The sequence below is a fragment of the Microvirga arsenatis genome, assembly GCF_009910705.1.
GTDB classification, from domain to species: Bacteria; Pseudomonadota; Alphaproteobacteria; order Rhizobiales; family Beijerinckiaceae; genus Microvirga; species Microvirga arsenatis.
Map to the genome: position 1 here is coordinate 1 of NZ_JAAAXJ010000019.1, position 21,549 is coordinate 21,549.

Annotated in this window: 19 protein-coding genes; 14 read left to right on the forward strand and 5 right to left on the reverse strand. The window is 66.5% G+C overall.

Annotation, left to right across the window (positions count from 1 at the left end):
* Nucleotides 1-367 precede the first annotated feature (367 nt).
* The 3 genes from GR303_RS20855 to GR303_RS20865 all read right to left on the reverse strand — a co-directional run bounded on the left by GR303_RS20855 (nt 368) and on the right by GR303_RS20865 (nt 2,078).
* On the reverse strand, nt 368-850 hold the full coding sequence (locus GR303_RS20855) for a DUF411 domain-containing protein (protein ID WP_161725659.1): 483 nt from the start codon (nt 848-850) through the stop codon (nt 368-370).
* Between the two features lie 179 nt (nt 851-1,029).
* Nucleotides 1,030-1,470: a CopM family metallochaperone gene (gene copM / locus GR303_RS20860; RefSeq protein ID WP_161725658.1), complete on the reverse strand. Its 441-nt coding sequence runs from the start codon at nt 1,468-1,470 to the stop codon at nt 1,030-1,032.
* Between the two features lie 236 nt (nt 1,471-1,706).
* Nucleotides 1,707-2,078, reverse strand: a complete 372-nt coding sequence (locus GR303_RS20865; RefSeq protein ID WP_210253389.1) for a hypothetical protein — start codon at nt 2,076-2,078, stop codon at nt 1,707-1,709.
* Nucleotides 2,079-3,097: 1,019 nt separating this feature from the next.
* Between GR303_RS20865 and GR303_RS20870 the strand changes: the two genes are divergently transcribed.
* From GR303_RS20870 to GR303_RS20930, 13 genes are all read left to right on the forward strand, one after another.
* Nucleotides 3,098-5,755, forward strand: coding sequence for an NAD-dependent epimerase/dehydratase family protein (locus GR303_RS20870; protein WP_161725656.1), 2,658 nt, complete (start codon nt 3,098-3,100; stop codon nt 5,753-5,755).
* 10 nt (nt 5,756-5,765) lie between these two features.
* Nucleotides 5,766-6,581, forward strand: a complete 816-nt coding sequence (locus tag GR303_RS20875) for an SDR family oxidoreductase (RefSeq protein WP_161725655.1) — start codon at nt 5,766-5,768, stop codon at nt 6,579-6,581.
* 15 nt (nt 6,582-6,596) lie between these two features.
* Nucleotides 6,597-8,390 carry a glycoside hydrolase family 15 protein gene (locus GR303_RS20880; RefSeq protein WP_161725653.1) on the forward strand — a complete coding sequence of 598 codons (1,794 nt, stop codon included), beginning with the start codon at nt 6,597-6,599 and terminating at the stop codon, nt 8,388-8,390.
* Between the two features lie 138 nt (nt 8,391-8,528).
* On the forward strand, nt 8,529-8,897 hold the full coding sequence (locus GR303_RS20885; RefSeq protein WP_161725652.1) for a hypothetical protein: 369 nt from the start codon (nt 8,529-8,531) through the stop codon (nt 8,895-8,897).
* 178 nt (nt 8,898-9,075) lie between these two features.
* Nucleotides 9,076-9,408, forward strand: coding sequence for a four-helix bundle copper-binding protein (locus tag GR303_RS20890; RefSeq protein WP_161725651.1), 333 nt, complete (start codon nt 9,076-9,078; stop codon nt 9,406-9,408).
* 96 nt (nt 9,409-9,504) lie between these two features.
* Nucleotides 9,505-10,980: a calcium-binding protein gene (locus GR303_RS20895; protein WP_161725649.1), complete on the forward strand. Its 1,476-nt coding sequence runs from the start codon at nt 9,505-9,507 to the stop codon at nt 10,978-10,980.
* A gap of 157 nt (nt 10,981-11,137) precedes the next feature.
* Nucleotides 11,138-11,680, forward strand: coding sequence for a DUF305 domain-containing protein (locus GR303_RS20900; protein ID WP_161725648.1), 543 nt, complete (start codon nt 11,138-11,140; stop codon nt 11,678-11,680).
* A 113-nt stretch (nt 11,681-11,793) separates the two neighbouring features.
* Nucleotides 11,794-12,270: a DUF305 domain-containing protein gene (locus tag GR303_RS20905; protein WP_161725646.1), complete on the forward strand. Its 477-nt coding sequence runs from the start codon at nt 11,794-11,796 to the stop codon at nt 12,268-12,270.
* Between the two features lie 37 nt (nt 12,271-12,307).
* Nucleotides 12,308-12,577, forward strand: coding sequence for a hypothetical protein (locus GR303_RS20910; RefSeq protein ID WP_161725645.1), 270 nt, complete (start codon nt 12,308-12,310; stop codon nt 12,575-12,577).
* 12 nt (nt 12,578-12,589) lie between these two features.
* A complete protein-coding gene (locus tag GR303_RS20915) occupies nt 12,590-12,796 on the forward strand; it encodes a heavy-metal-associated domain-containing protein (RefSeq protein ID WP_161725643.1) in 207 nt (68 codons plus the stop codon).
* Between the two features lie 164 nt (nt 12,797-12,960).
* Nucleotides 12,961-14,271 carry a type II restriction endonuclease gene (locus GR303_RS20920; RefSeq protein WP_161725642.1) on the forward strand — a complete coding sequence of 437 codons (1,311 nt, stop codon included), beginning with the start codon at nt 12,961-12,963 and terminating at the stop codon, nt 14,269-14,271.
* 141 nt (nt 14,272-14,412) lie between these two features.
* On the forward strand, nt 14,413-14,826 hold the full coding sequence (locus tag GR303_RS20925) for a hypothetical protein (protein WP_161725640.1): 414 nt from the start codon (nt 14,413-14,415) through the stop codon (nt 14,824-14,826).
* A gap of 24 nt (nt 14,827-14,850) precedes the next feature.
* On the forward strand, nt 14,851-17,772 hold the full coding sequence (locus GR303_RS20930; protein WP_161725639.1) for a phosphoribosyltransferase-like protein: 2,922 nt from the start codon (nt 14,851-14,853) through the stop codon (nt 17,770-17,772).
* A gap of 29 nt (nt 17,773-17,801) precedes the next feature.
* Here the strand turns inward: GR303_RS20930 and GR303_RS20935 are convergent, their stop codons facing one another.
* Both GR303_RS20935 and GR303_RS20940 read right to left on the reverse strand, forming a co-directional pair.
* Nucleotides 17,802-18,332, reverse strand: coding sequence for a hypothetical protein (locus tag GR303_RS20935; RefSeq protein WP_161725638.1), 531 nt, complete (start codon nt 18,330-18,332; stop codon nt 17,802-17,804).
* A 181-nt stretch (nt 18,333-18,513) separates the two neighbouring features.
* Nucleotides 18,514-18,786 (reverse strand): heavy-metal-associated domain-containing protein, encoded by a 273-nt coding sequence (locus GR303_RS20940; protein ID WP_161725636.1) that lies wholly within the window; start codon nt 18,784-18,786, stop codon nt 18,514-18,516.
* A gap of 202 nt (nt 18,787-18,988) precedes the next feature.
* Here GR303_RS20940 and GR303_RS20945 point away from each other — a divergent pair, with 202 nt between their 5' ends.
* Nucleotides 18,989-21,538, forward strand: a complete 2,550-nt coding sequence (locus GR303_RS20945; protein WP_161725635.1) for a heavy metal translocating P-type ATPase — start codon at nt 18,989-18,991, stop codon at nt 21,536-21,538.
* Nucleotides 21,539-21,549 lie beyond the last annotated feature (11 nt).

Here is a 21,549-nt window from a genome sequence, read left to right on the forward strand (position 1 = left end):
CGTAAAACATTGGTAGTCTCGGTCATAGGCGTATCGCTCTTCTCGAAGAGGTTCTGGCAAGGCTTGTCACCCGCCTCGGTACGCCGCCTTTCTCAAACCGTCATCACCTAGATTCCGCCATAGCTCGTGGTCCGACACATCGCGGCTTGGAGGGAAGGTCAGCGCCGCTCCGACACCGATGAAGCCGAGCACAATCCAAAAACGCGCCATGCAACAAAGTCAAGCACTGGAAGAAATCCTGTTATTCCAAATTAGAGGGACCGCTTCAGCAGTCCGACAAAGACCGAGCCGCTGCGGAACGCTCTCTTCACAGCACAGCTCAGCCAGGAAACGGTCTCCGAGACTCGAGGCCCCTAAGGCCGTCGCGTCAAAGCGCCCGCAGCCCCTGGTAGCGTGCAAAGGTTGTGAGCCCACGGGGTCCGAACAGCACAACCTCGTAGGTGTCAGGTGCGGTGCCCTCGACCTCCATGCCAGGCGAGCCGACCGGCATGCCAGGGACGGCAATCCCCTTCGCTTGAGGCTTCTCGGACAACAGCCGCTTGATGGCATCCGCCGGCACATGCCCCTCGACCACGTAGCCGCCCACTTCCGCGGTGTGGCAGGAGGCGAGGGCCTGAGGCACGCCGAGTTTGATCTTGAGGCGATTGACCTCGGAGGTCTCCCTGATCTCGACAGGGAAGCCTGCCGCCCGGATATGGTCAGCCCAACCGGAGCAGCATCCGCATGACGGATCCTTGGTCACGACGACTCTTGGCAAGGGTTGCGCGCGCGAGTGGTGGGGATAGCCAACAACCACTGAAGTCGTGAGCCCTGCAAGAATGGCACGACGGGTGAAAAGCAAAGAACTCATGGGGCTTCTCTATCGAAACGGTGACGGGAAAATGCCTGACGCCTGCGCGGGTGCGCCTACAGCGTCCAAGTATCCCAGTGAAGGGCGGAGCTCCGTCCAGGGAGCACAGGCTGGATGGAGGTGCGCCACGGGCGCACCTCCACTCGGATGGCCGGGGATTCGACTTTCGCGCTTTCGTTTCACTCGGCTCCCTTCGCCCTGAGCCAAGCCCTCATCTCGCCGATCTCACGCTCCTGTTCGCGGATGACATCGGTGGCCCACTTCTTGGCCTGTTCGTCCTTGCCGTACTGCAAGACGACCTTGGCCATGTCGACGGCGCTCTGGTGGTGCGGGATCATGCCCTTCACGAAGGCGATGTCCGGGTCAGCGTTCTGGATGGCCTGCGCCATCGGCGCATGCATCTTGTCCACCGCCGCCGAATAAGCCTTTGTCGCTTCGGACTGATTGCCGGCCTGCGCTCCGGCCCCCTGCATCATGCCACTGCCATGCATCATCTGCCCCTGGGCTGTCGCTGCGGGTGCTCCGGTGGTGTGGTGCTGCTGACTGCTGCTTTGTGCCTGAGCCAAAGCGGGTCCAGCAATGGCAACGGCAGCAGTTACAATGAGAATGAGCGACTTCATAACAGGTTCTCCTCGGTACGACATGGACGTCGGTTGTTGACGGCGCATGCTTGGATGACGTTTTCGCTGATGATGCCAAGCGAACGGCGCCTATGGATCATCGGGTAAGGGACCAGGGACCCGGGCTGACGGGCGGCCTGGGGCATCGCACGCCCAGAGCTGGACAAGCGGTGAAAATCCCTGGGATGACGGAACAAGACTTGGGGAGCGACAAACGGGCGGAGCCGGTCGCGCTTTCAGACGATGAAGGAAGTTCGTGGCGGACGCTTCAGGCCAGCCGGGTCAATGCCGGCGCCCCCCTGGCTCACGAGCGCCTGGATGCCGGCCGTTGCGGTACGAGCGGGTTCGCCCGGTACGCCGAACGGCAGGGCCACTCCGCAGGCATTGGCGCAATGGGACCCGTAAGTCGTGCCTGCGCCGTCGGGCTCACCGGAATTGAGACAGTGGGTGCAACTGTCGGAGGCTTTCACGAGGGCGACGCCTTCGCCACTCTCATGGTGCGAAGGCTGTGACACGCCCGTGTGGATGCGTCCTTCGGCATGGTGCGAAACAGTGTTGTGGACCTTGATGCCGGCCAAGGCACCGCTGTGCAGCGCGAACGCAGCCATCGCCACCAACATGAGGCTGGTGGCAAGGCGTCGTACGTGGGTCCACACAGAGTTCAATGAATTGCTCCTAACCCCTGACAATCTACTTGCTCGCCCACCGCCCGCATTGCGCTGGATCAAACCGGCAGCCTGCCTTGTTTGAGGTGCACGATAGGCAGCTTCCGGACGCCGCGTTGAGCCTCGACCAGGATGGATCTCCAGGATCGATCTATGGTGTCCCCGACCGAATGCAAGCGTGGCGAAGCGAATCCGCGGAGCCGGGCGGTGGAGCGCGCATGCGTCCACGGATGCGCACGTCCTGGTACACCATCCCGGACGTTCCCGTTCGCATGGGATCGTGCAAGCGCGATCCTTCTCACAGGACCAGGGCTGAGGAGCGGATTTTGGCCACTTTCCGGACAAGCCCGGGCAAGGCCCGCCGGAACAAGATCGAGGTGCTGCCGTTGGGACCTTGACCACAAAACAGGTGACGCGTTGGCTTACCTGCACCGTTTCATGTTCAGACGCCTTTTGGTCGCACTGGTCGCCTTCGGCCTCGTGGCCACGCCTTGGCATGGCGTGGCCCTGGCGGCCGGTCAGGCGTCTGCAGTGGAATTTCCCCATGCTCGGGTCCTCCATCAAGGGGACCACAACCATGCCCCCCCGGCGAAGGCCCATGCGGCGGGCCAGGGCTGCTGCCATCCCTCCTGCACCATGGCGGTCGTTCCATGTTCCCCTGGCCCTATGCAGGCCTGCCTTGTCTCAGCTTCCGTTCACGGCGCCCCTGACCTGATGCCGGCGCCGAATGTGCCGTCCGGCCTCGACCGCCCCCCGAAATTCGCCTGACGTTTTGTGCCTGTTCCTGTGTCTGAGCGGCAGGTTCGCTCGGCCAGGCGCGGGTGGCCGCCCCTCAGGCGGGCCCCGAGGCCCAGACCGTTTCAGCGCGAGCGGCTCGGTGAACCAATTGGCATCCCCGCAGCCATGCCGTCGCGAATCGGACGCCTGCCCAGCACCGATGCGAGACAACGGGAGAGTTAAACATGCCAGACCATGAAGATGTCGTCGTTCTGACGGGTGCGAGCGGCTTCATTGGCCGTGCCCTGATCAAGCGGCTCGCCGACCGCTACACGCTGGTCGCCCTCGACCGGGCCGGCCCCCCGGATCCGCCCGCGCCGGCGCATGCCGTCGACTTCGACCTGGGCTCCGACGAGAGGATCGCGGCGGCGCTGGACGAGATCCGTCGGCGCTTTGGCACCCGGATTGCCTCCGTCATCCACCTTGCCGCCTACTATGACGTCTCGGGCGAGCCGAACCCGCTTTACGACAAGGTCACGGTTCAGGGCACCCGCCGTCTCATCGACGGGTTCCAGGCATTCGAGGTGGAGCAGTTCGTGTTCGCCAGCACGATGCTGGTCCACAGGCCCACCGACCGGCCGGACGAGACCATCAATGAGGACTCGCCCGTCGACCCGTCCTGGGCCTATCCGGAGTCGAAGGTGCGCACGGAAGCCCTGCTGCGCGAGCGGCATGGCCGCATTCCGGTGGTCATGCTCCGCATCGCCGGCGTCTACGATGACCTCGGCCACTCGCCGTTCGTCGCCGAGCAGGTGGCGCGCATCTACGAGCACCGGCTCATCGCCCACTTCTACCCTGGCATGCTCTGCGCGGGGCAGTCGTTTGTTCATGTTGACGACCTCGCCGACGCCTTCGCCCGGGTCATCGACCGCCGGCGGGAGCTCCCGCCGGAGCTGCCGCTTCTCGTCGGCGAGCCCGAGGCGCTCGGATACGCCGAGGTGCAGAACATCATCGGCGAGGCGATGCACGGCGAGGACTGGACGACGGTTCGGATCCCAAAGTCCCTCGCCATGGCGGGCACATGGGTCCAGAGCGAGGTGCTGGGCGGCGACGAGTTCATCAAGCCCTGGATGGTCGAGCAATCGAGCGCCCATTACGTGCTCGACATCACCCGGGCGCGCCGGCTTCTCGGCTGGGAGCCGAAGCGTTCGCTGCGGGAGACGCTGCCGAAGATGGTGGCTGCCCTCAAGCGTGATCCCACAGGCTGGTACAAGGCGAACAAGCTCAATCGGGCGCTCGTCGCCTGGTACGGGCAGCGGCCGTCACACGCCGTGGCGGCGGACGGCGGCATGGGCGAGGGGGCGCGCGCCGCGCAGAAGGCTCCTGCCACGCATGATCACGCCGCCATGGAGCTCCCGCCGGCGGGCAAGGGCGCCCATGCGGATCATACCGGCCATGGCGGGATGACGGCTCGGGGCGGCCATGACCACATGGCGATGATGGAGGAGGACGCCCGTCGCACCCGCTGGGCGCACTTCGCCAACGTCGGGCTGGGCTTGTGGCTCGCGGCCAGTCCCCTCGTGTACGATTCGGTGACGAGCGAGACGGTGAGCGCCGCCGTGCGGGCGATCACGGCCGAGCGCGGGCTGCCGTCGGTCGAATGGCGGGCGGGCGCTCTGATGGCGAGCGATGTCGTCAGCGGCCTATTGATCGCCCTGTTCGGCGCCCTTTCGCTGTCCAGGCGCACGGCGTGGTTCGCGCAGTGGGCGAACGCGTTCATTGGCATCTGGCTTCTGTTCGCGCCGCTGCTGTTCTGGAGCCCGAGCGCCGCCCAATACCAGAACGACCTTCTCGTCGGCTCCCTGGTGATCGCCTTCGCGGTGCTCGTGCCGATGATGCCCGGCATGAGCATGGCGGGCATGATGGACCCCAAGGTCGTACCGCCGGGGTGGACTTATTGTCCTTCAACCGGCGCGCAGCGGCTTCCCATCGCCGCGATGGGGCTCATCGGGCTTCTGATTGCGCGCATGCTCACCGCCTACCAGCTCGGCCATGTCGACTATGCCTGGGAGCCGTTCTTCCTGGGCAACCCGGCCGACCCCAAGAACGGCACCGAGGAGATCATCACGTCCGACGTCTCACGGGCCTGGCCGATCCCGGACGCCGGCCTCGGCGCGGTGAGCTACATGCTTGAGATCCTGATGGCGGTCATGGGCACCCGCGACCGCTGGCGCACCATGCCCTGGATGGTGACCTTCTTCGGTATCCTCGTCATCCCGCTCGGGGTGGTGAGCGTCTACTTCATCATCATCCAGCCCATCATGATCGGCACCTGGAGCACGCCGGCGCTCATTGCCGCGTTGGCGATGCTGGTCATGATCCCGTTCGCCCTCGACGAGGTGATTGCGATGGGGCAGTTCCTGTACTGGGCCCACCGGCAGGGCAAGCCGCTGCTGCGCACCTTCTTCCAGGGCGATGCCGTGGACGGCGGCCGGGAGGACCGGTCCGACAATCTGGCGAGCCCGGCCAAGTTCTGGGCGGACACGACCCGTGGCATCACCCTGCCATGGACGCTCGGGCTCACGATCCTGATCGGCGCCTTCCTGATGCTGACCCGGGTGGTCCTCGGCACCGCGGGAGCGATGGCCAACAGCGACCACGTCATTGGGGCCTTAGCCATCACGGTTGCGATCATCGCGACGGCGGAGGTCGCCCGGGTGCTTCGTTTCATCAACGTGCCGCTCGGCGCTTGGCTGGTGATCGCGCCTTGGCTTCTCGACGGAGGATCCGGGATTGCCGCTGTCGCTGGCGTGATCCTGGGGCTCGCGCTGATCGGGCTCAGCCTGCCACGCGGACGCCGGACAGCCGAGCACTACGCCAGCTGGGACCGCTACATCATCTGAGGAGTGCCCCATGACCTTTGACCCTCGCCTTCCGCTTCGGGGCCAAAAGGCCCTTGTCACCGGCGCCAGCTCCGGCATTGGCGCCGCTATCGCCAGCGCGTTCGGTGCCGCCGGAGCCGCCGTCGGCGTCAACTACCGTTCGCATCCCGAGGAGGCCGGGCGGATCGTCGAGGCGATCCGCGGCGCCGGCGGCGAGGCCATGGCGCTCAAGGCCGACGTATCGCGCGAGGACGAGGTGCGCACGATGTTCGACGCCTTCGGCGACGCGTTCGGCCGCCTCGACGTCCTGGTCGCGAACTCCGGCGTCCAGCGGGACGCCGCCTTCGCCGAGATGACGCTGGACCAGTGGCGCCGGGTCATCGACGTCAACCTCACCGGCCAGTTCCTTTGTGCCCGCGAGGCGGTGCGCCGGTTCCTGGCCCAAGCTCCGGACCCGTCGGTCTCGCGGGCGACGGGCAAGATCATCTGCATGTCGTCGGTGCACGAGGTCATCCCATGGGCGGGGCATGTCAATTACGCAGCCTCGAAGGGCGGGGTGATGCTGATGATGAAAAGCCTCGCGCAGGAGGTGGCGCAGGCCGGCATCCGGGTGAACGGCATTGCGCCGGGCGCCATCAGGACCCCGATCAACCGGGAGGCCTGGGAAACGCCCGAGGCGGAACGCAAGCTGCTCGAACTGATCCCCTATGCCCGGGTCGGGGAGCCGGAGGACATCGCCAGGGCGGCCGTGTGGCTGGCCTCCGACGCCTCTGATTACGTCGTCGGCACCACCCTCTTCGTCGATGGCGGGATGACGCTCTATCCGGGTTTCCGGGAGAACGGTTAGGCAGGAGGAGAGCTGATGCCATCCCGCATCGAGGATTACGCCCTGATCGGCGACTGCGAGACGGCGGCCCTGGTCGCGCGCGACGGCTCCATCGACTGGCTGTGCTGGCCCCGTTTCGATTCGAGCGCCTGCTTCGCGGCCATGCTCGGGACCCCTGAGCACGGACGCTGGCTTCTCGCCCCGTCTGATCCGGCGCCACGCGTGCGCCGGCGCTACCGGGACGGGACACTGGTCCTGGAAACCGACTACGAGACCGCCGACGGTGCCGCCACGATCATGGACTTCATGCCGCCCCGCGGCACCGCCTCCGACCTGTTGCGGATCGTCCTCGGGCGCCGGGGGCAGGTTGCCATGCACACGGAGCTGGTGCTTCGGTTCGACTACGGCTCCGCCGTCCCCTGGGTCAGCCGGACAGAGGATGGAGCAGCGCTCCAGGCCATCGCCGGGCCTGATCTGGTCATCTTGCGCACGCCGGTCCCGGTGCAGGGCAAGGATTTTCGGACTGTCGGCGAGTTCACCGTGTCTGAGGGCGAGGTGGTCCCCTTCGTCCTCTCCTATGGCCCGTCCCATCTCCCGCCTCCCGAGGCGATAGACCCGCTGGCTGCACTGCGTAACACCGAGGCGTTCTGGCAGGAGTGGTCAAGCCGTTGCCAGCACACGGGTCCTTGGCGGGACGCCGTGCTGCGCTCGCACATCACCCTCAAAGCCCTGACCTATCGGCCCACCGGCGGGATTGTGGCGGCGCCCACAACCTCGCTGCCGGAGCAGCTCGGTGGTGCCCGCAACTGGGATTACCGCTTCTGCTGGTTGCGGGACGCGACGCTGACGCTCCTGTCCCTGATGGATGCCGGGTACAGGGACGAGGCCGAGGCCTGGAGGGCCTGGCTGCTGCGAGCTGTCGCGGGCAGTCCGCGGCAGATGCAGATCATGTACGGCATCGCGGGCGAGCGGCGCCTCAGCGAGTGGGAGCCCTCCTGGCTCCCAGGCTACGAGTCCTCTGGACCGGTTCGCATCGGCAACGCCGCTTACAGCCAGCGCCAGATCGATGTGTTCGGTGAAGTGATGGACGCCCTGTACCAGGGCCGACGTGGTGGGCTCCCCACACTGGAGGCCGGCTGGGCGCTGCAAAGAGACCTGGCCGGCCACCTGGAGAGTATTTGGGACCAACCCGATGAAGGGATCTGGGAGGTTCGAGGTGAACAGCGGCACTTCACGCACTCCAAGGTCATGGCCTGGGTTGCCTTCGACCGCATGATCCGCAGCGCTGAGGAGTTTGGGTTGGAAGGTCCCCTCGACCGATGGCGTCAGCTCCGGCAGCGGATTCATGAGGACGTGTGCGGCACAGGCTTCGATCCTGAGCTGGGTAGTTTCGTTCAGTCGTACGGGTCCAAGCACCTCGACGCGAGTCTGCTTTTGCTTCCATTGGTCGGATTCCTGCCGCCAAGCGATCCGAGGGTCCAGGGAACCGTCAGGGCCATCGAGCAGCGCCTGCTTGTCGATGGCACGTTCGTCCTTCGCTACGACACGGCAGAGGCGGCTGACGGCCTGCCGCCGGGCGAGGGAGCATTTCTGGCCTGCAGCTTCTGGCTGGTTGACAATCTCGTCCTGCAGGGCCGTCGCGAGGAGGCTCGTGGGATGTTCGAACGTCTGCTGGCCTTGCGCAACGACGTCGGACTGCTGGCTGAGGAGTACGATCCTGTTGCGGGTCGCCAGGTCGGGAACTTTCCGCAGGCGTTCAGCCATCTCGCCCTCGCCAACAGCGCCCGCAATCTCGCGTTGGGCGACAGGCATGCTGCCCACCGGACCTGAAACCTGAAAAGGAGAGAGGAACGCTGTGCGGCCGCTGCACAAAATTTGAGCCGGGCGAACGTGGCACGTTCAAGCCTGGCAGGGGAACAAATCAAAGCGGCTGTCGTTGGCGCCGAGACCCCTGCAACGGACGGTGCCGTGGCCAACCTGCTTCGCCTTGTGCTGACCCGCCTCCTGATCGCGATGATCGCCATCGCGCCCGCGAGCGCGTCTTGGCATGGAGCCGCGCAGGCCGCCGTCCAGGATCCCGCATGGCATTCGGACGTCATGCAGGGCGGGCACAAGCAAGCGGTGCATCGCCGGCCGGACCACAAGCATTTCGCGCCGGCCAAGGCGCACGGGGCAGGACAGATTTGTTGCCATCCTGCCTGCACGATGGCGGCCGCTCCATCCCCGGGCGTTCCCGCACAGGCATTCCTGCTCTCGGCTCCGCTGCGGGTTGCCCCTGATCGCATCCCCCTGCCCAGATTTTCGTCCGGGCTCGACCGTCCCCCAAAGCTCGTTTGACATCTCGCGCCTCAGCACACTGCACCTGCAGTGTGACCGCGCGCCTGCGTCCTATCGGCCTTCTGCCCTTTAGGCCTGTCGGCCAGGACCTTTCTTAGCGAGCGGCTCGGCACACGGTCCCGCGTCCCCCGCCATGCCGCAACTCACGCGGACGCTTAGTCCAACCTTGGAGACGGACATGCACCAGATGTCCCCTGAGATGCAGTCTTGCATCGATGAATGCCTGCGTTGTTACCAATCCTGCTACGGCATGGCGATGACCCACTGCCTGGAGCAGGGCGGCAAGCACGTGGAGCCAGGCCATTTCCGGCTCATGATCGCCTGCGCCGAGATCTGCAAGACCTCAGCTAACTTCATGCTGATGAACTCGCCGCACCACAAGCACACCTGCCGCGAATGTGCCGAGATCTGCGAGGAGTGCGCCCGCTCCTGCGAGCAGGTTGGAGACATGCAGGAGTGCGTGGATGCCTGCCGCCGGTGTGCCGAGAGTTGCCGCCGAATGGCCGCATGAGGACCCTGGCGGGATCCGGAGAACGAATTCCGCTGCATGCAACCAGTAGCTCAACCCGGGCTCATACACTGTCCCGGCATCACAGGATGATACCCCATGGCAAAGAAATCAGCTCAGCACAACGACCACGCTTCTGAGAGCTCGCACTCTCGTGGAGCAACGGTCAAAACCTTCGGCGACGTGAATCTCTACATCGGCAAGGGTCATCGTGATCTTTATTCAGGAACAGACTTACAGGACCTCGTTTTTGGGCGAGGTGGTCCCGATACCCTGCGCGGCGGCGGTATGGACGATGATCTGCTCGGCGGCAAAGGTAACGATGTCCTCAGGGGCGGAGCCGGAATGGACCACCTCGACGGCGGCCGCGGCGACGACCGCGTGATCGGCGGCCTTGAGGCCGATGCCCTCCGGGGCGGCGACGGCGACGACTACCTCAACGAAGGCGTCGGTCACGGCGACCTGGAGGGCGGCAGGGGCGACGATACCCTGGTGGGCGGCCCCGGCGGTGATGCCTTTGTGATCTCCCCGGACAGCGGCCACGACGTCATCAAGGATTTCGACGCAGGGCCCGGCATCCTTGACCACTTGGCGATCCGCGACATCGAACCCGAGGATCTTCGGTTCGAGGATACCGAACGGGGCGTCCTGATCAGCTGGAACGATGGTGAGGGCTCCGTGCTGCTCGAAGGCGTCAAAAAGACCGAGCTGGCGCAGGACGACTTCATGTTCGCAGACGACCGCAAGGTGATCCAGCCGACCAGCGCCGACGCGGAACGGGTCACCGCGGTGGAGTTCATCAAGAACGAGGGTGAGGCGCTCACGCCACCCGCCCTCGGTGCGGACGAGCGTCCCGATGCCTGGTTCCGTTTCGATGACTTCAACATCGAGTTCGGCGGTGCCGGAAGCGACACTCTCCTCGGCACGTCCAAACGCGACTACTTCGTCGGGCTGGGGGGCGATGACCAGCTTTCCGGCAAGGGAGGGGACGACGACTTGCGCGGCGGCGCCGGCAACGACACCCTCGTGGGCGGAGACGGCATGGACCATCTGAAGGGCGAGGACGGCAACGACCACCTCTTCGGCGGCGCGATGGCTGACTCCCTCATGGGCGAGGCCGGCGACGACGCCCTCGCGGCGGGAGCCGGTCACGACATGCTGGACGGTGGCATGGGCGACGACACCCTCGATGGCGGGGACGGGGCCGATGCCTTCATCGTCGCCCCCGACAGCGGCAATGACGTCGTGGTCGGCGGCTTCGATGCCGGCCCAGGCGCCTTCGATCACATCGCGTTGCGCGACATCACTCCCGATCAGGTGACCGTGCAGGACACGTCGCGGGGTGGTCAAGCGGGCGTGCTCGTCAGCTGGAACACCGACGCGGATGCCGCCGCGGAAGGGTCGATCTTCCTGGTCGGGCTGTCGAAGAACCAAATGGCACAGGACGACTTTATGTTCGATGCGGCCGATGCCCGGGAGGGCGGCTTCATCAGCGATGACGCTATTACCTACGATGGCTCCCAGCTAATCTTCCAGGATGAGACCGTCGCATCGGCCGGCTACTACATGCTGTAGCCGGATTCATTCTGAAGCCGCCGAGGGACGGGCTCCGCCCCTTGGCACATTCCTCTGGGCCGGCACAACCGATGCCGTCCAGGTCGAGCAGGTCGCCTCATGGCGGGTGGCGCAACATGGCGACCTGCCCTTTGTCACAACTCACAGGAGAACTGTCATGAACAACCGTCTTCTTCTTGTCCTGAGCACCGTCGCCTCGCTTGCCGCTTCGGGTGCCATCGCCCAACAGAACCAGGGCGGCTCAACGGCCGGTCAGATGCAACAGACCGCAGACCTTCCTGAGGCGTGCCGCACCGCCGTTCAGGCGAGCGCTCAAGGCGACATGATGCAGAAGATGCAAGGCATGCAAGGCAACATGTCCCAGACCATGCAGAACGGCATGCAGAGCATGATGGGTCAGATGAACGAGACCCAAAAGGGCCTGCATGAGGCCATGATGAAGATGAATCGCCCCATGATGATGGGCATGATGGCCAAGGATGCGGACGTGGCCTGGATCTGCTCCATGATCCCGCACCACCAGGGCGCAATCGACATGGCCCGGGCCGGTCTCAAGGGCGCCGACAACGCGGAATCGAAGAAGCTCGCCGAGAAGACGATTGAGGAGAATGAGAAGAGCCTGAAGGAACTCACCGCCTGGGTGGAGAAGCATGCCCAGAGCGAGAACAAGAATGAAGTCACCGGCTCCACGAAACAATAGCCGCGCCTGGTTCTGCAGCGGGAGACCAGCGGTTCCTCACCACCACGGATGGGGAGCCGCCGGCTGCCGCCTGACGAGGCTCGCCCAGCGTGATTGATCAGGAGTATCGGACTATGCCCAAGTACGTGCGATTCGGCGCGATGGTTGCGACATCGACCCTTGTGATGTTCGGGCTGATGTATCTGAACGTCTACAGCTTCGACCATGTCTATGTCAGTGAGACGCGGGCCTACATGGCCCTGGTCATGGGCGCGACCATGGCCGTGATCATGCTGGCCTTTATGCTCGGCATGTACACAAACACCAAGGTCAACCGCGCGATCTTCCTTGGGGGTTTGGCGGTGTTCGCGTTGGCCCTTTACCTCGTCCGCAGCCAGGCCACCGTTGAGGACGTCGCGTGGATGAAGGCCATGATCCCGCATCATTCCATTGCCATCCTGACGAGCGAGCGGGCCAACATCTCCGACCCGCGCGTCAGGAAACTTGCGGACGACATCATCAGCGCCCAGCGCCGGGAAATCGACGAGATGCGCGGCCTCATTCAGGAGCTGGAGCGAACTGGGCCGAGGGGCGCGGCTGGAGCCTCCTGAGGATCGCCAGACGGATGCTATCAAAACGGAGCATGCGATGCAGGGCCAACCCGAATCCCCGAGGATCGATGACTTCCGGCTCGAACGGACCGGCGACACGCTCGTCGTGACGTTCACGCCCGACGGGCGTTCCTACACCTTCCCAGCCACCGAAAGCCGATTGTCCGAACCTTCCGTTGCGCCCGCCCAAGCCAATGCCGCCGACTACGTGGAGGACGAGGTTCGCAAAGCCGCAACCGAACTCGCCCGACTTACGCTGACGGGAAGCCCATCAGGCGACGGCAGCGGATCGGCTCCTCCTGGATGAACGGAGGGCATCGTGAGGACCGACAAGGTGACAGGCATGCCGTGCGGCGGCTGCGAAACGGCGGTCACCCGGGCGATCAAGCGGCAACTTGGCGAGGGCTCCCGGTCGAGGTGGACGCAGGCAAGGGGAGAGGTTCGGATCAGCGCATCCGCCGATCCGCAGATCGTTGCTTTTGCCATAGAGGGTGCTGGGTACGTGGTTGAAAGCGTCTACAATTGAAAGGGCATGCGCCTGGATCCTGCGGGTTTGCTTGATCGCCCGCCTCACTTGCGTCGGCAGGTTTACACACCCAAAGATCGCGCTTGGGAATGACAGGGACGTGCGATTCGGGCCTGCAAAGGTCTTGGGTGTTTGCAGGCTGACGATAGCCATGGGGGCAGACGGTGGAACAAGGGCAAACCTGGACGGGGGATCTGATCCGGCATTGGCGCGACGATCCCGGCGGGACCTACCGCACGTGGTTTCTCTGGGAGGAGCGGATCAAGAATTTTCGCTCGATCCGGCGCGGCATCCAGGTGGTGATCGACGAGATCCGCGCCGACCGCTTCGGCAACGCGTACCGGGGCTCGTCGCTGGAGACCGTGCTCGACTCGATTGCGGAGCAGCGGCAGGTGTTCAAGGGGGCCGATCACGCCTTCATGTGGAAGCCGAAGCTGCGCATTCCGGACATCTACGAGAACCGGGACAACCAAACTGCATTTGGTCGCTTCCTCGACGTCTGCCTGTGCTGCAACGGCGAGGGCCAGATCGTCAGCGCGATCCACGACTTGGACAAGGTGGCCATCAAAGGCCTCGGCCCGGCGGCCGCCAACCTGCTGTACTTCCTGCACCCGACGTGGGTGCCGCCCTTCAACACCGCCATCGTAAAGGGCTACAACGCCCTGACGGGCGCCAACGTGAAGTTGGGACGCTGGGACCAGTACCTTGCGATGCGCAAGGGCATCCTGGAGCTCAATGCTGCCCACCGCTCGCTCCTGTCGAACGACCTGGGCGCGGCCGCGGCCTTCCTGTTCGACGTCGGCTCCGGGCGCTACCCGCTTCCGGAGCGGGACGGCTCGGTGCCGCTGGAGCGCTGGCGCCGCGACCTCGACGAGGTGCGGGCGGAGTCGGCGGCGGCCAGCAAGGCCGCGCAGGCGGCGCGCGAGGCCGATCACACCCACACCGAGGTCCAGGGCTGGCTGCGCGACCTGGGGCTGGCGCTCGGCTACGGCGTGTGGGTCGCCGCCAACGACGGCGGCCGCCCCTATGGCGGCGGCCGCCTGTCGGACGGATGCCTGGAGCGGCTGCCCGAACCGCTGGACCGCAGCGCCTCGGCCGATGCGATCCGGCTCATCGACGTGCTCTGGGTCGACCGGGCCGCCGCCGCCGTGGTGGCGGCCTTCGAGGTCGAGCACACGACCAGCATCTACTCCGGCATCGTGCGCATGCTCGACCTGGCGCTCGGCATCGAGGGCGCCGCGGCCCGCAACTTCTTCCTGGTGGCGCCGGACGACCGGGAGGCGGACGTGCGCGCCCAGTTCGCGCGGCCGGCCTTCTCCCGGGTCGGCGAACTGGATCTTCGCTACCTGCCCTACAGCGAGCTTCGCGCCCACCGCGAGGCCATCGCGCGCTTCGGCTCCGGTCTCAAGGGCGTCCTGGCCATCGCGCGTCCGTTGCGGGCGGTCCCGATCCTGGCACGGATGGGAACCGCCTGAGGGACCGGACTCGGCACGCCGGCCCGCCGAACCTCCACGGCACCATGGCGTTAACGATGTGCCGAAGGTAAACTGGGGATTCGCGTCCCATTCCGTCCCTGCGGCATAGGCCGGCGCGCGCAAATCAGGTAAACCTCCGTCATGGCACGAGTCACTCTCGACGACTTCATTGAGGCCTTCTCGGCGCAATTGGTCACGAAGGGGCAGCACATGGTGCGCCTCAACGACCCCAATGTCCGGGACGGGCTTTACCGCGTCTACAAGTTCCTGGCGCGGCACCTGGACCAGCAGGGCCAGGCCGCCGACAAGGACTGGCGGCGCTCGCTCGTCAACATCCGCAACGTGTTCCAGCCCAGCGCCATCGGATCCTTCGACCGCTTCGAGGCCCTGATGCGCGCCAAGCAGGTCTACCTGACCGACCATCCGAACCCCTACTACCAGGACATCCTGATCCGGATGCCGACGGTCTCGGCGCGGCAGATCATCGACGACCTCGACCAGCCCGTGTCCGACCTCGTCTCCGGCAGCGTCAAGGAATACCTGGCGGCCGGCTAGGCCGCGCCTTGCGAAGCCGCCCTGATGGCCATCGACAGCATCCGCGACACGCTGAACGCGCAGCCGAGGTTCTGGTCCGACCTGCACCGGGCCTTCGACCTCCTGGGTTTCGACGAGGCCTTTGTCCGCCGCCTGCCGCCCGTCTCGCCCGACGCCCGCTCGAAGTACATCAAGGACAAGGTCTGGGGCATGATGGAGTTCGCCCCCGACGAGCTCGCCATCATCGACTCCCCGCTGCTGCAGAGGCTGCGCCGGATCAGCCAGCTCGGCCTGACCTTCCTGACCTACCCGGGCGCGGAGCACAGCCGCTTCGTCCACACCCTCGGGGTCACGCATGTCGTCAAGCGCCTGCTCCGGTCCATCGGCGAGGTGGCGCAGCGCGACGTCAAGCTGCGGGCCGGAGGCGAGGAGTACACCTACTACAACCCGGACGGGCGCAGCGAACAGGCGCTCATGCGCAGCCTGACGCATGCCGCGCTGCTGCACGACACCGGCCATCTGGCCTTCTCCCATGCCGGCGAATCGGCGTTCATGGCCCACTCCCACGGGGTCACCGTCGGCGGCATGGACCTGGAGGACTTCATCCAGGTCTTCCGCGAGGCGTCCTTCGAGTCGGGGTTGTCCGAGTGCCTGTCGATAGCCGTGTGCCTGTCGCCGCGCTTCAAGGCGTTCTACGAGAAGATCACCGGCCCCCACGAACTGGACCGGAGGATCGGATACGTCTGCTCCTTCATCGGCGGCGTTCCGCACCATCCCGCCTATCCCGGCCTCGCCAACATCATCTCGGGGGCGGCCATCGACGCGGACAAGATCGACTACCTGAACCGTGACGCGCTGGAGTGCGGCATCCCGGCCGGCGTGGACGTATCCCGCATCTTCCTGAACTCCGCCCTGGTCGAGATCCAGGAGGCCCAGGCGGCGATGCTGAGCCGCTCCCGTGGCCGGCACGCCGAGCAGATGCGCTTCACTCCGGGCACGCACTTCATCGTCAACTCGACCGGCATCGACACCTACGACGAGCTCGCCAACGCCAAGGCCGTCCTTTATCAGCGGGTGTATCTCCACCAGCTGACCCGGAACGCGGAGCAGGTGCTGGCGGGGGCCCTTCATGCCGCCATGAACGCCGCGCCCCCGGCCGAGGGCCCCCATCCCGGGGACGTCCTGTCCTGGTTCGAGTACGGGGACGACGAGCTGCTCGCGCACCTGTCCCGGGACCCGGCCTCGAAGCCGCTCGCCTCGCGCCTCATCTCCCGCGACCTGCCGAAACGGGCCTTCGCCCTGTTCCGGGACGTGTGCGAGCCGTTCGTCGCCCTGCCGGATCTGTTTGATCCGGGGGAATGGGGGGACGCCGGCGCGGGGCGCCTGAGCGAGACGCAGTCGCTCTACGCCCGACGGACCGCCTGGCGCCAGTTCGACCAGGTCGTTCCGATGGACCCGAGCGACCGGCCGCAGCGCATCGAGGAGCTCAGAGACGCCGTGCGCCGGGAGGCGGTCGAGGCCAGGGCCGTGCTCGACCCAGGCTTCCGGCGGGAGCGCCTGCGGGTCGACGAGCCCTACATCGGCATCTCGCCCCGTGTCGTGTTGAAGCCGATCAGCGAGGTGCTCGTCCGCGAGAAGAACTCCATCGGCTACAGCAGCCAGTGGACCAAATCGGAGGAGCTGACGACGGCGGACAACATCGGCCGCGGCGTCGACTACGTGCATGCGGACGCCGACTGGCTGCCCTATGTCACCATCGCCTGCACCAAGGTTTTGTACGACTTCCACGCGGGCCGCCGGACGGAGTTCATCCAGGACGGCACTGCGGCGCAGAGCGCCTACGACTCGGCCCCCATCGCGGTCCGGCCGCGGCTTCACCTGCGCCTGGAGGACATCTGCAGCCGCATCGGCGTCGACTACGGCCACATCGTCACGGAGATGACGCGCGCGGCCCGGGGCCGCTACTTCGGGGCGGCCGAGCGCGTGGTTCCGCTCGACCGGGCGCAGTTCCGCTCCTGCGAGGAGGTGGCGCAGCACTACTCGTCGTTCCTCGGCGAACGCGGCTGGCATGTCACCGAGCGGTCCGTCGCCGCCTTCGTGCGCCAGTTCCCGGTGGCGCTCCGGTCCGAGATGCTGCGGCTTCTGCTGCAGGGCGAGTTCATCGGCCGCGGCGTGACCCGCAGCGCCATGGACCAGGTGGCGCTGGAACTGGAGCAGCAGCTCGGACGTCCTCTGGTCTTCTGCCGGTTCTCGCCCAACAGCGGCAGCTTCACCGGCATGATCCTGGAGCAGGAGCGCCGGCAGGACTACCAGCAGGCCGGCCATGTCTTCGCCCGCAACCTCGCCGATCTCGAACAGCAGCTCGCGGAGGTCTCGCCCGCCTGCATCGTGTTCGTCGACGACCAGTTCGCCACCGGCGGCCAGGCCTGCGCCCAGCTCCTGCACTGGGCCGGCAAGCCGCGCGGGGAGTGGCCCGCGGAGCTCCGCAGCGAGCAGAACATCGACAATGCCCCCTTGGGTCAGAAGACCCGCGAGGTCTTTGGGAGCGGGAATGTCGCCCTCGCCTTCAGTTTCGGGACCAGCGCCGGCAAGGCGCGTGTCGAACGGACCGCCCGGGAACTGGGCTTCCCGAACCTGCAGGTCCTCTTCAAGACGGAGATCCGTCCCGAGCCTATTCCGATGTCGGCCGACCTGAGGGATTTCCTCGCCCGGGTCGGATACGAGCTCCTGAAGCGGGCCCGGCACCATCGGGACGACGGCGAGCCGCTGACGCTGACCAGCGAGCAGGAGGACAGCCTGCGGGCGGACGCCCTCGGCTACGGCGGCACCGCATCGATCATGGTGACCCCGTTCAGCGCCCCCTCGCACACGATCACGGCGCTGTGGTGCCCCGGCCTGTACCAGGACCAGCCCTGGATCCCGCTGTTGCTGCGGCGCGGCTACCGCAGGCAGTTGGTTCTCGGCTGACCGCGGAGGCTGCGCGGTCCAGGGCCGCCTCAGGACAAAGCGTCGATGACGTCGTCGTCGGCCACGAACTCGCGGTCATGCAACGCGCGGGCCAAGGCCATCACCTGCGCGTAATGCGACCTGACCATGTCCACCGCGAGGGCGCGGGCCTCGTTGTAGAGCTGCACCGGATCGGCGTGCCCCGACATCTGGCACCATTTGCGGGCATTCGCCTCGTCGCTCGGCGGTGGCCCAAGGACGCCCGCGTCGCCGGGCATCTGCTCGCCGAGATGGGGTGCCGACGGCAGGTCGCCCCGCAGGGTGGCGAGATGGACGGCGGCCCATCCCCCGCACTCGAACGCGACGAGCTGCCCCCAGTCGTCCGCCGTGGTCGGATGGAAGCCGGCGAGGGCCGTTCCGGGCGGGATGTTGCCGCGCCAGTCACCCTTGCCAGGCTCCAGTTCATAGATGCCGGCCGTGACCGTCAGCCCGAGCCCATAAAATCCGACCGCGATGTGGCCGACCTCATGGATGGCGACGCGCAGCTTGTCGGGATACGGGGACTCTGTGCTTCCGGACAAATCCGCCTCCTTCCGGGAAACCTGGAGCCGGGGCGCGGCGGCCCGTCGGCCACCGCCCGGCATACCGGCCGCACCCCGTAGAGCAGGTTGAGCCTCACGACGCAACCTCTGGGCCAAGCCTGCGGCCCTGGCATGGTGGCGTCCCGCCAGGGCACGTGTCCGGACGTGGCCTCGGCCCGGTTCAGGCGCGGGCCGGCGGCTTGCTCGGCGTGTAGCCAGCCGCGGCCACGAGGTCCTTGACCTTCGCCAGGTCCGCGGTGCCGTGGACGGAAACGAGCTTCGTCGCGGGATCCGCGTGCACCGTCGCCCCGGGGAGACCGGTTTCGATGGCCTTCGTGATGGTGCCCGCGCAATGGCCGCAGGTCATGTCCTCGACCCGCAGGGTCAGCGCGTCGGGGCTCTGCTTCAGGGCTCCAGTGTCTGTCTGGGCCTGATGAGTCGCACATCCACACATGATCTTTCGCTCCTTTCAGGTGTTGATGGTCCCGGGAAGGTGGGGCTTCCCACGGTGGCAAGGTCAAGAGGCATTTTGACCATGGCCGTGGTTTCGCGTGGGATGCGGCCCTGCCGCTCCGGCAACCTGATACGGCCGCTTGACCTTCCCACGATGGCAAGGTCTACAGAGGTGGCCAGACAGATCTCCGAGGAGACGGCAAATGGCGTATCCAACACCTGCGAAACAACAGCCCACCTCTGGCACGACCATCGACATCCCCGTTCAGGGCATGACCTGTGCCTCCTGCGTGGGGCGGGTTGAGAAAGCGATACGCGCCGTTGACGGCGTTGATGCCGCCAGCGTCAACTTGGCGACCGAACGCGCCCGCGTCTCGCTGAAGCCAGGCATGACAGACACTTCGGCCATCGCCGATGCCATCCGCAAGGTCGGCTACGAGCCCGGTGAGGAGACGGTCGACCTGAAGGTCACTGGCATGACCTGCGCCTCCTGCGTCGGACGCGTCGAAAAGGCCCTGAAACGGGTGCCGGGCGTCGTTGACGCCACGGTCAATCTCGCGACCGAGCGGGCTTCGGTCCGCAGCCTGGGCGGCCCCGATATGACGGCGGTGCTCATCGCCGCCATCGAACGGACCGGCTATGAGGCCGAGCCGGTGCGCAGCGGGACGGAGCAGAGCGACCGCGAGCGCGCTGCGCGCGAGGCCGAGCTCACGTCCCTGCGCTGGTCCGTGATCCTGGCAGCCAGCCTGACGCTGCCGCTGCTGGTCTTCGAGATGGGCGCGCACTTCTTCGAGGACATCCACCACTTCCTGGCCGGGCGGTTCGGCATGGACAATGTCCGGATCGCATCCTTCGTCCTGGCCAGCATCGTCCAGTTCGGTCCGGGCCTGCGCTTCTACGCCAAGGGCTGGCCGGCGCTGTTGCGCGGCGCGCCCGACATGAACTCGCTGGTGATGCTCGGCACCAGCGCGGCCTACGGCTATTCCGTGGTCTCGACCTTCGCCCCCGGCCTCCTGCCGGAGGGCACCGACTACACTTATTTCGAGGCCGGCGCGGTGATCGTCACCCTCATCCTCCTGGGCCGCTACTTCGAGGCCAGGGCCAAGGGGCGCACCAGCGAGGCCATCCGCCGCCTGATGACCCTGCAGGCCAAGACGGCCCGCGTCGTTCGCGACGGGCAGGAGGTCGAGGTCGGCATCGAGGCGGTCCGCCCCGGCGACATCGTCGCCGTCCGTCCGGGCGAGAAGGTCCCCGTCGACGGCGAGGTGGTCGAGGGCGCCTCCTACGTCGACGAGTCGATGATCACCGGCGAGCCGGTCCCGGCCCAGAAAAGCCTGGGATCCGGCGTGGTCGGCGGGACGATCAACAAAACCGGCGCCTTCCGCTTCCGCGCCACCAAGGTCGGCGCCGACACCCTGCTGGCCCAGATCGTCCGCACGGTCGAGGAGGCCCAGGGCTCGAAGCTCCCGATCCAGGAGCTCGTCGACCGGGTCACCACGTGGTTCGTGCCCGCCGTGATCGCAGCCGCCGCGCTGACCTTCCTCGCGTGGTTGGTCTTCGGTCCATCGCCCGCGCTCACCTATGCCCTTGTGAACGCGGTTGCGGTCCTGATCATCGCCTGCCCGTGCGCCATGGGCCTGGCCACCCCGACCTCCATCATGGTCGGAACCGGCAAGGCCGCGGAGATGGGCGTCCTGTTCCGTCGCGGCGAGGCCCTCCAGGCCCTCAAGGACGCCAGCGTTGTCGCCCTCGACAAGACCGGCACGCTTACCAAGGGGCGCCCCGAGCTCACCGACATCCAGGCTGCGCCCGGCTTCGTCGAGGCCGACGTCCTGCGGCTGGTGGCGGCCGTCGAGACCCGCTCCGAGCACCCCGTCGCGGAGGCCATCGTTGCCGAGGCGCGCCGGCGTGGGCTCGATTTGCCCGGGCCGGCATCGTTCGAGGCGGAGCCCGGCTTCGGCGTGCGGGCCGAGGTCGAGGGACGCCGCATCGAGGTCGGGGCCGACCGCCTGATGCGTCAGCTCGGCTTGGACATCTCGATCTTTGCCGATGTGGCCGCACGCCTCGCCGATGAGGGCAAGACGCCGCTCTACGCCGCGGTCGGCGGGCAGCTGGCCGCCGTGATCGCTGTCGCGGATCCGATCAAGGACACCACGCCCGCCGCCATCGAGGCCTTGCACAGGCTGGGCCTGAAGGTAGTGATGATCACCGGCGACAACCGACGCACCGCCGGGGCCATCGCCAGGCGGCTCGGGATCGATGACGTCGTTGCGGAGGTCCTGCCGACGGACAAGGCCGAGGTGGTGAAGCGCCTTCAGGCGGGCGGATCGGTCAAGGTCGCCTTCGTCGGCGACGGTATCAACGACGCGCCGGCGTTGGCGCAGGCCGACGTCGGTCTTGCCATCGGTACGGGGACGGACATCGCCATCGAAGCCGCCGACGTGGTCCTGATGTCGGGCGACCTGCGCAACGTGGCGAATGCCATCGCGCTCAGCCAGGCCACGATCCGCAACATCCAGCAGAACCTGTTCTGGGCCTTCGGCTACAACGTGGTGCTGATCCCCGTCGCGGCAGGCGCGCTCTATCCGGCTTTCGGGATCCTGATGTCGCCGATCTTCGCCGGCCTGGCGATGGCGTTCTCCAGCGTCAGCGTGCTCACGAACGCCCTGCGCCTGCGCCGCTTCGTGCCGCCGCTTCCGGCAGGCAGCACGACATCACGGACGGTGCCGGCCCGCCTGGCGCCGGCGGAATAAGGGGGAGGTGA

Coding starts and splice junctions, on each gene's coding strand:
- GR303_RS20890 (WP_161725651.1), top strand. CDS start 9,076: ATGCACCAGATGTCCCCTGAGATGCAGTCTTGCATCGATGAATGCCTG.
- GR303_RS20900 (WP_161725648.1), top strand. CDS start 11,138: ATGAACAACCGTCTTCTTCTTGTCCTGAGCACCGTCGCCTCGCTTGCC.
- GR303_RS20910 (WP_161725645.1), top strand. CDS start 12,308: ATGCAGGGCCAACCCGAATCCCCGAGGATCGATGACTTCCGGCTCGAA.
- GR303_RS20880 (WP_161725653.1), top strand. CDS start 6,597: ATGCCATCCCGCATCGAGGATTACGCCCTGATCGGCGACTGCGAGACG.
- GR303_RS20875 (WP_161725655.1), top strand. CDS start 5,766: ATGACCTTTGACCCTCGCCTTCCGCTTCGGGGCCAAAAGGCCCTTGTC.
- copM (WP_161725658.1), bottom strand. CDS start 1,470: ATGAAGTCGCTCATTCTCATTGTAACTGCTGCCGTTGCCATTGCTGGA.
- GR303_RS20895 (WP_161725649.1), top strand. CDS start 9,505: ATGGCAAAGAAATCAGCTCAGCACAACGACCACGCTTCTGAGAGCTCG.
- GR303_RS20930 (WP_161725639.1), top strand. CDS start 14,851: ATGGCCATCGACAGCATCCGCGACACGCTGAACGCGCAGCCGAGGTTC.
- GR303_RS20905 (WP_161725646.1), top strand. CDS start 11,794: ATGCCCAAGTACGTGCGATTCGGCGCGATGGTTGCGACATCGACCCTT.
- GR303_RS20865 (WP_210253389.1), bottom strand. CDS start 2,078: ATGGCTGCGTTCGCGCTGCACAGCGGTGCCTTGGCCGGCATCAAGGTC.
- GR303_RS20940 (WP_161725636.1), bottom strand. CDS start 18,786: ATGTGTGGATGTGCGACTCATCAGGCCCAGACAGACACTGGAGCCCTG.
- GR303_RS20870 (WP_161725656.1), top strand. CDS start 3,098: ATGCCAGACCATGAAGATGTCGTCGTTCTGACGGGTGCGAGCGGCTTC.
- GR303_RS20925 (WP_161725640.1), top strand. CDS start 14,413: ATGGCACGAGTCACTCTCGACGACTTCATTGAGGCCTTCTCGGCGCAA.
- GR303_RS20855 (WP_161725659.1), bottom strand. CDS start 850: ATGAGTTCTTTGCTTTTCACCCGTCGTGCCATTCTTGCAGGGCTCACG.
- GR303_RS20945 (WP_161725635.1), top strand. CDS start 18,989: ATGGCGTATCCAACACCTGCGAAACAACAGCCCACCTCTGGCACGACC.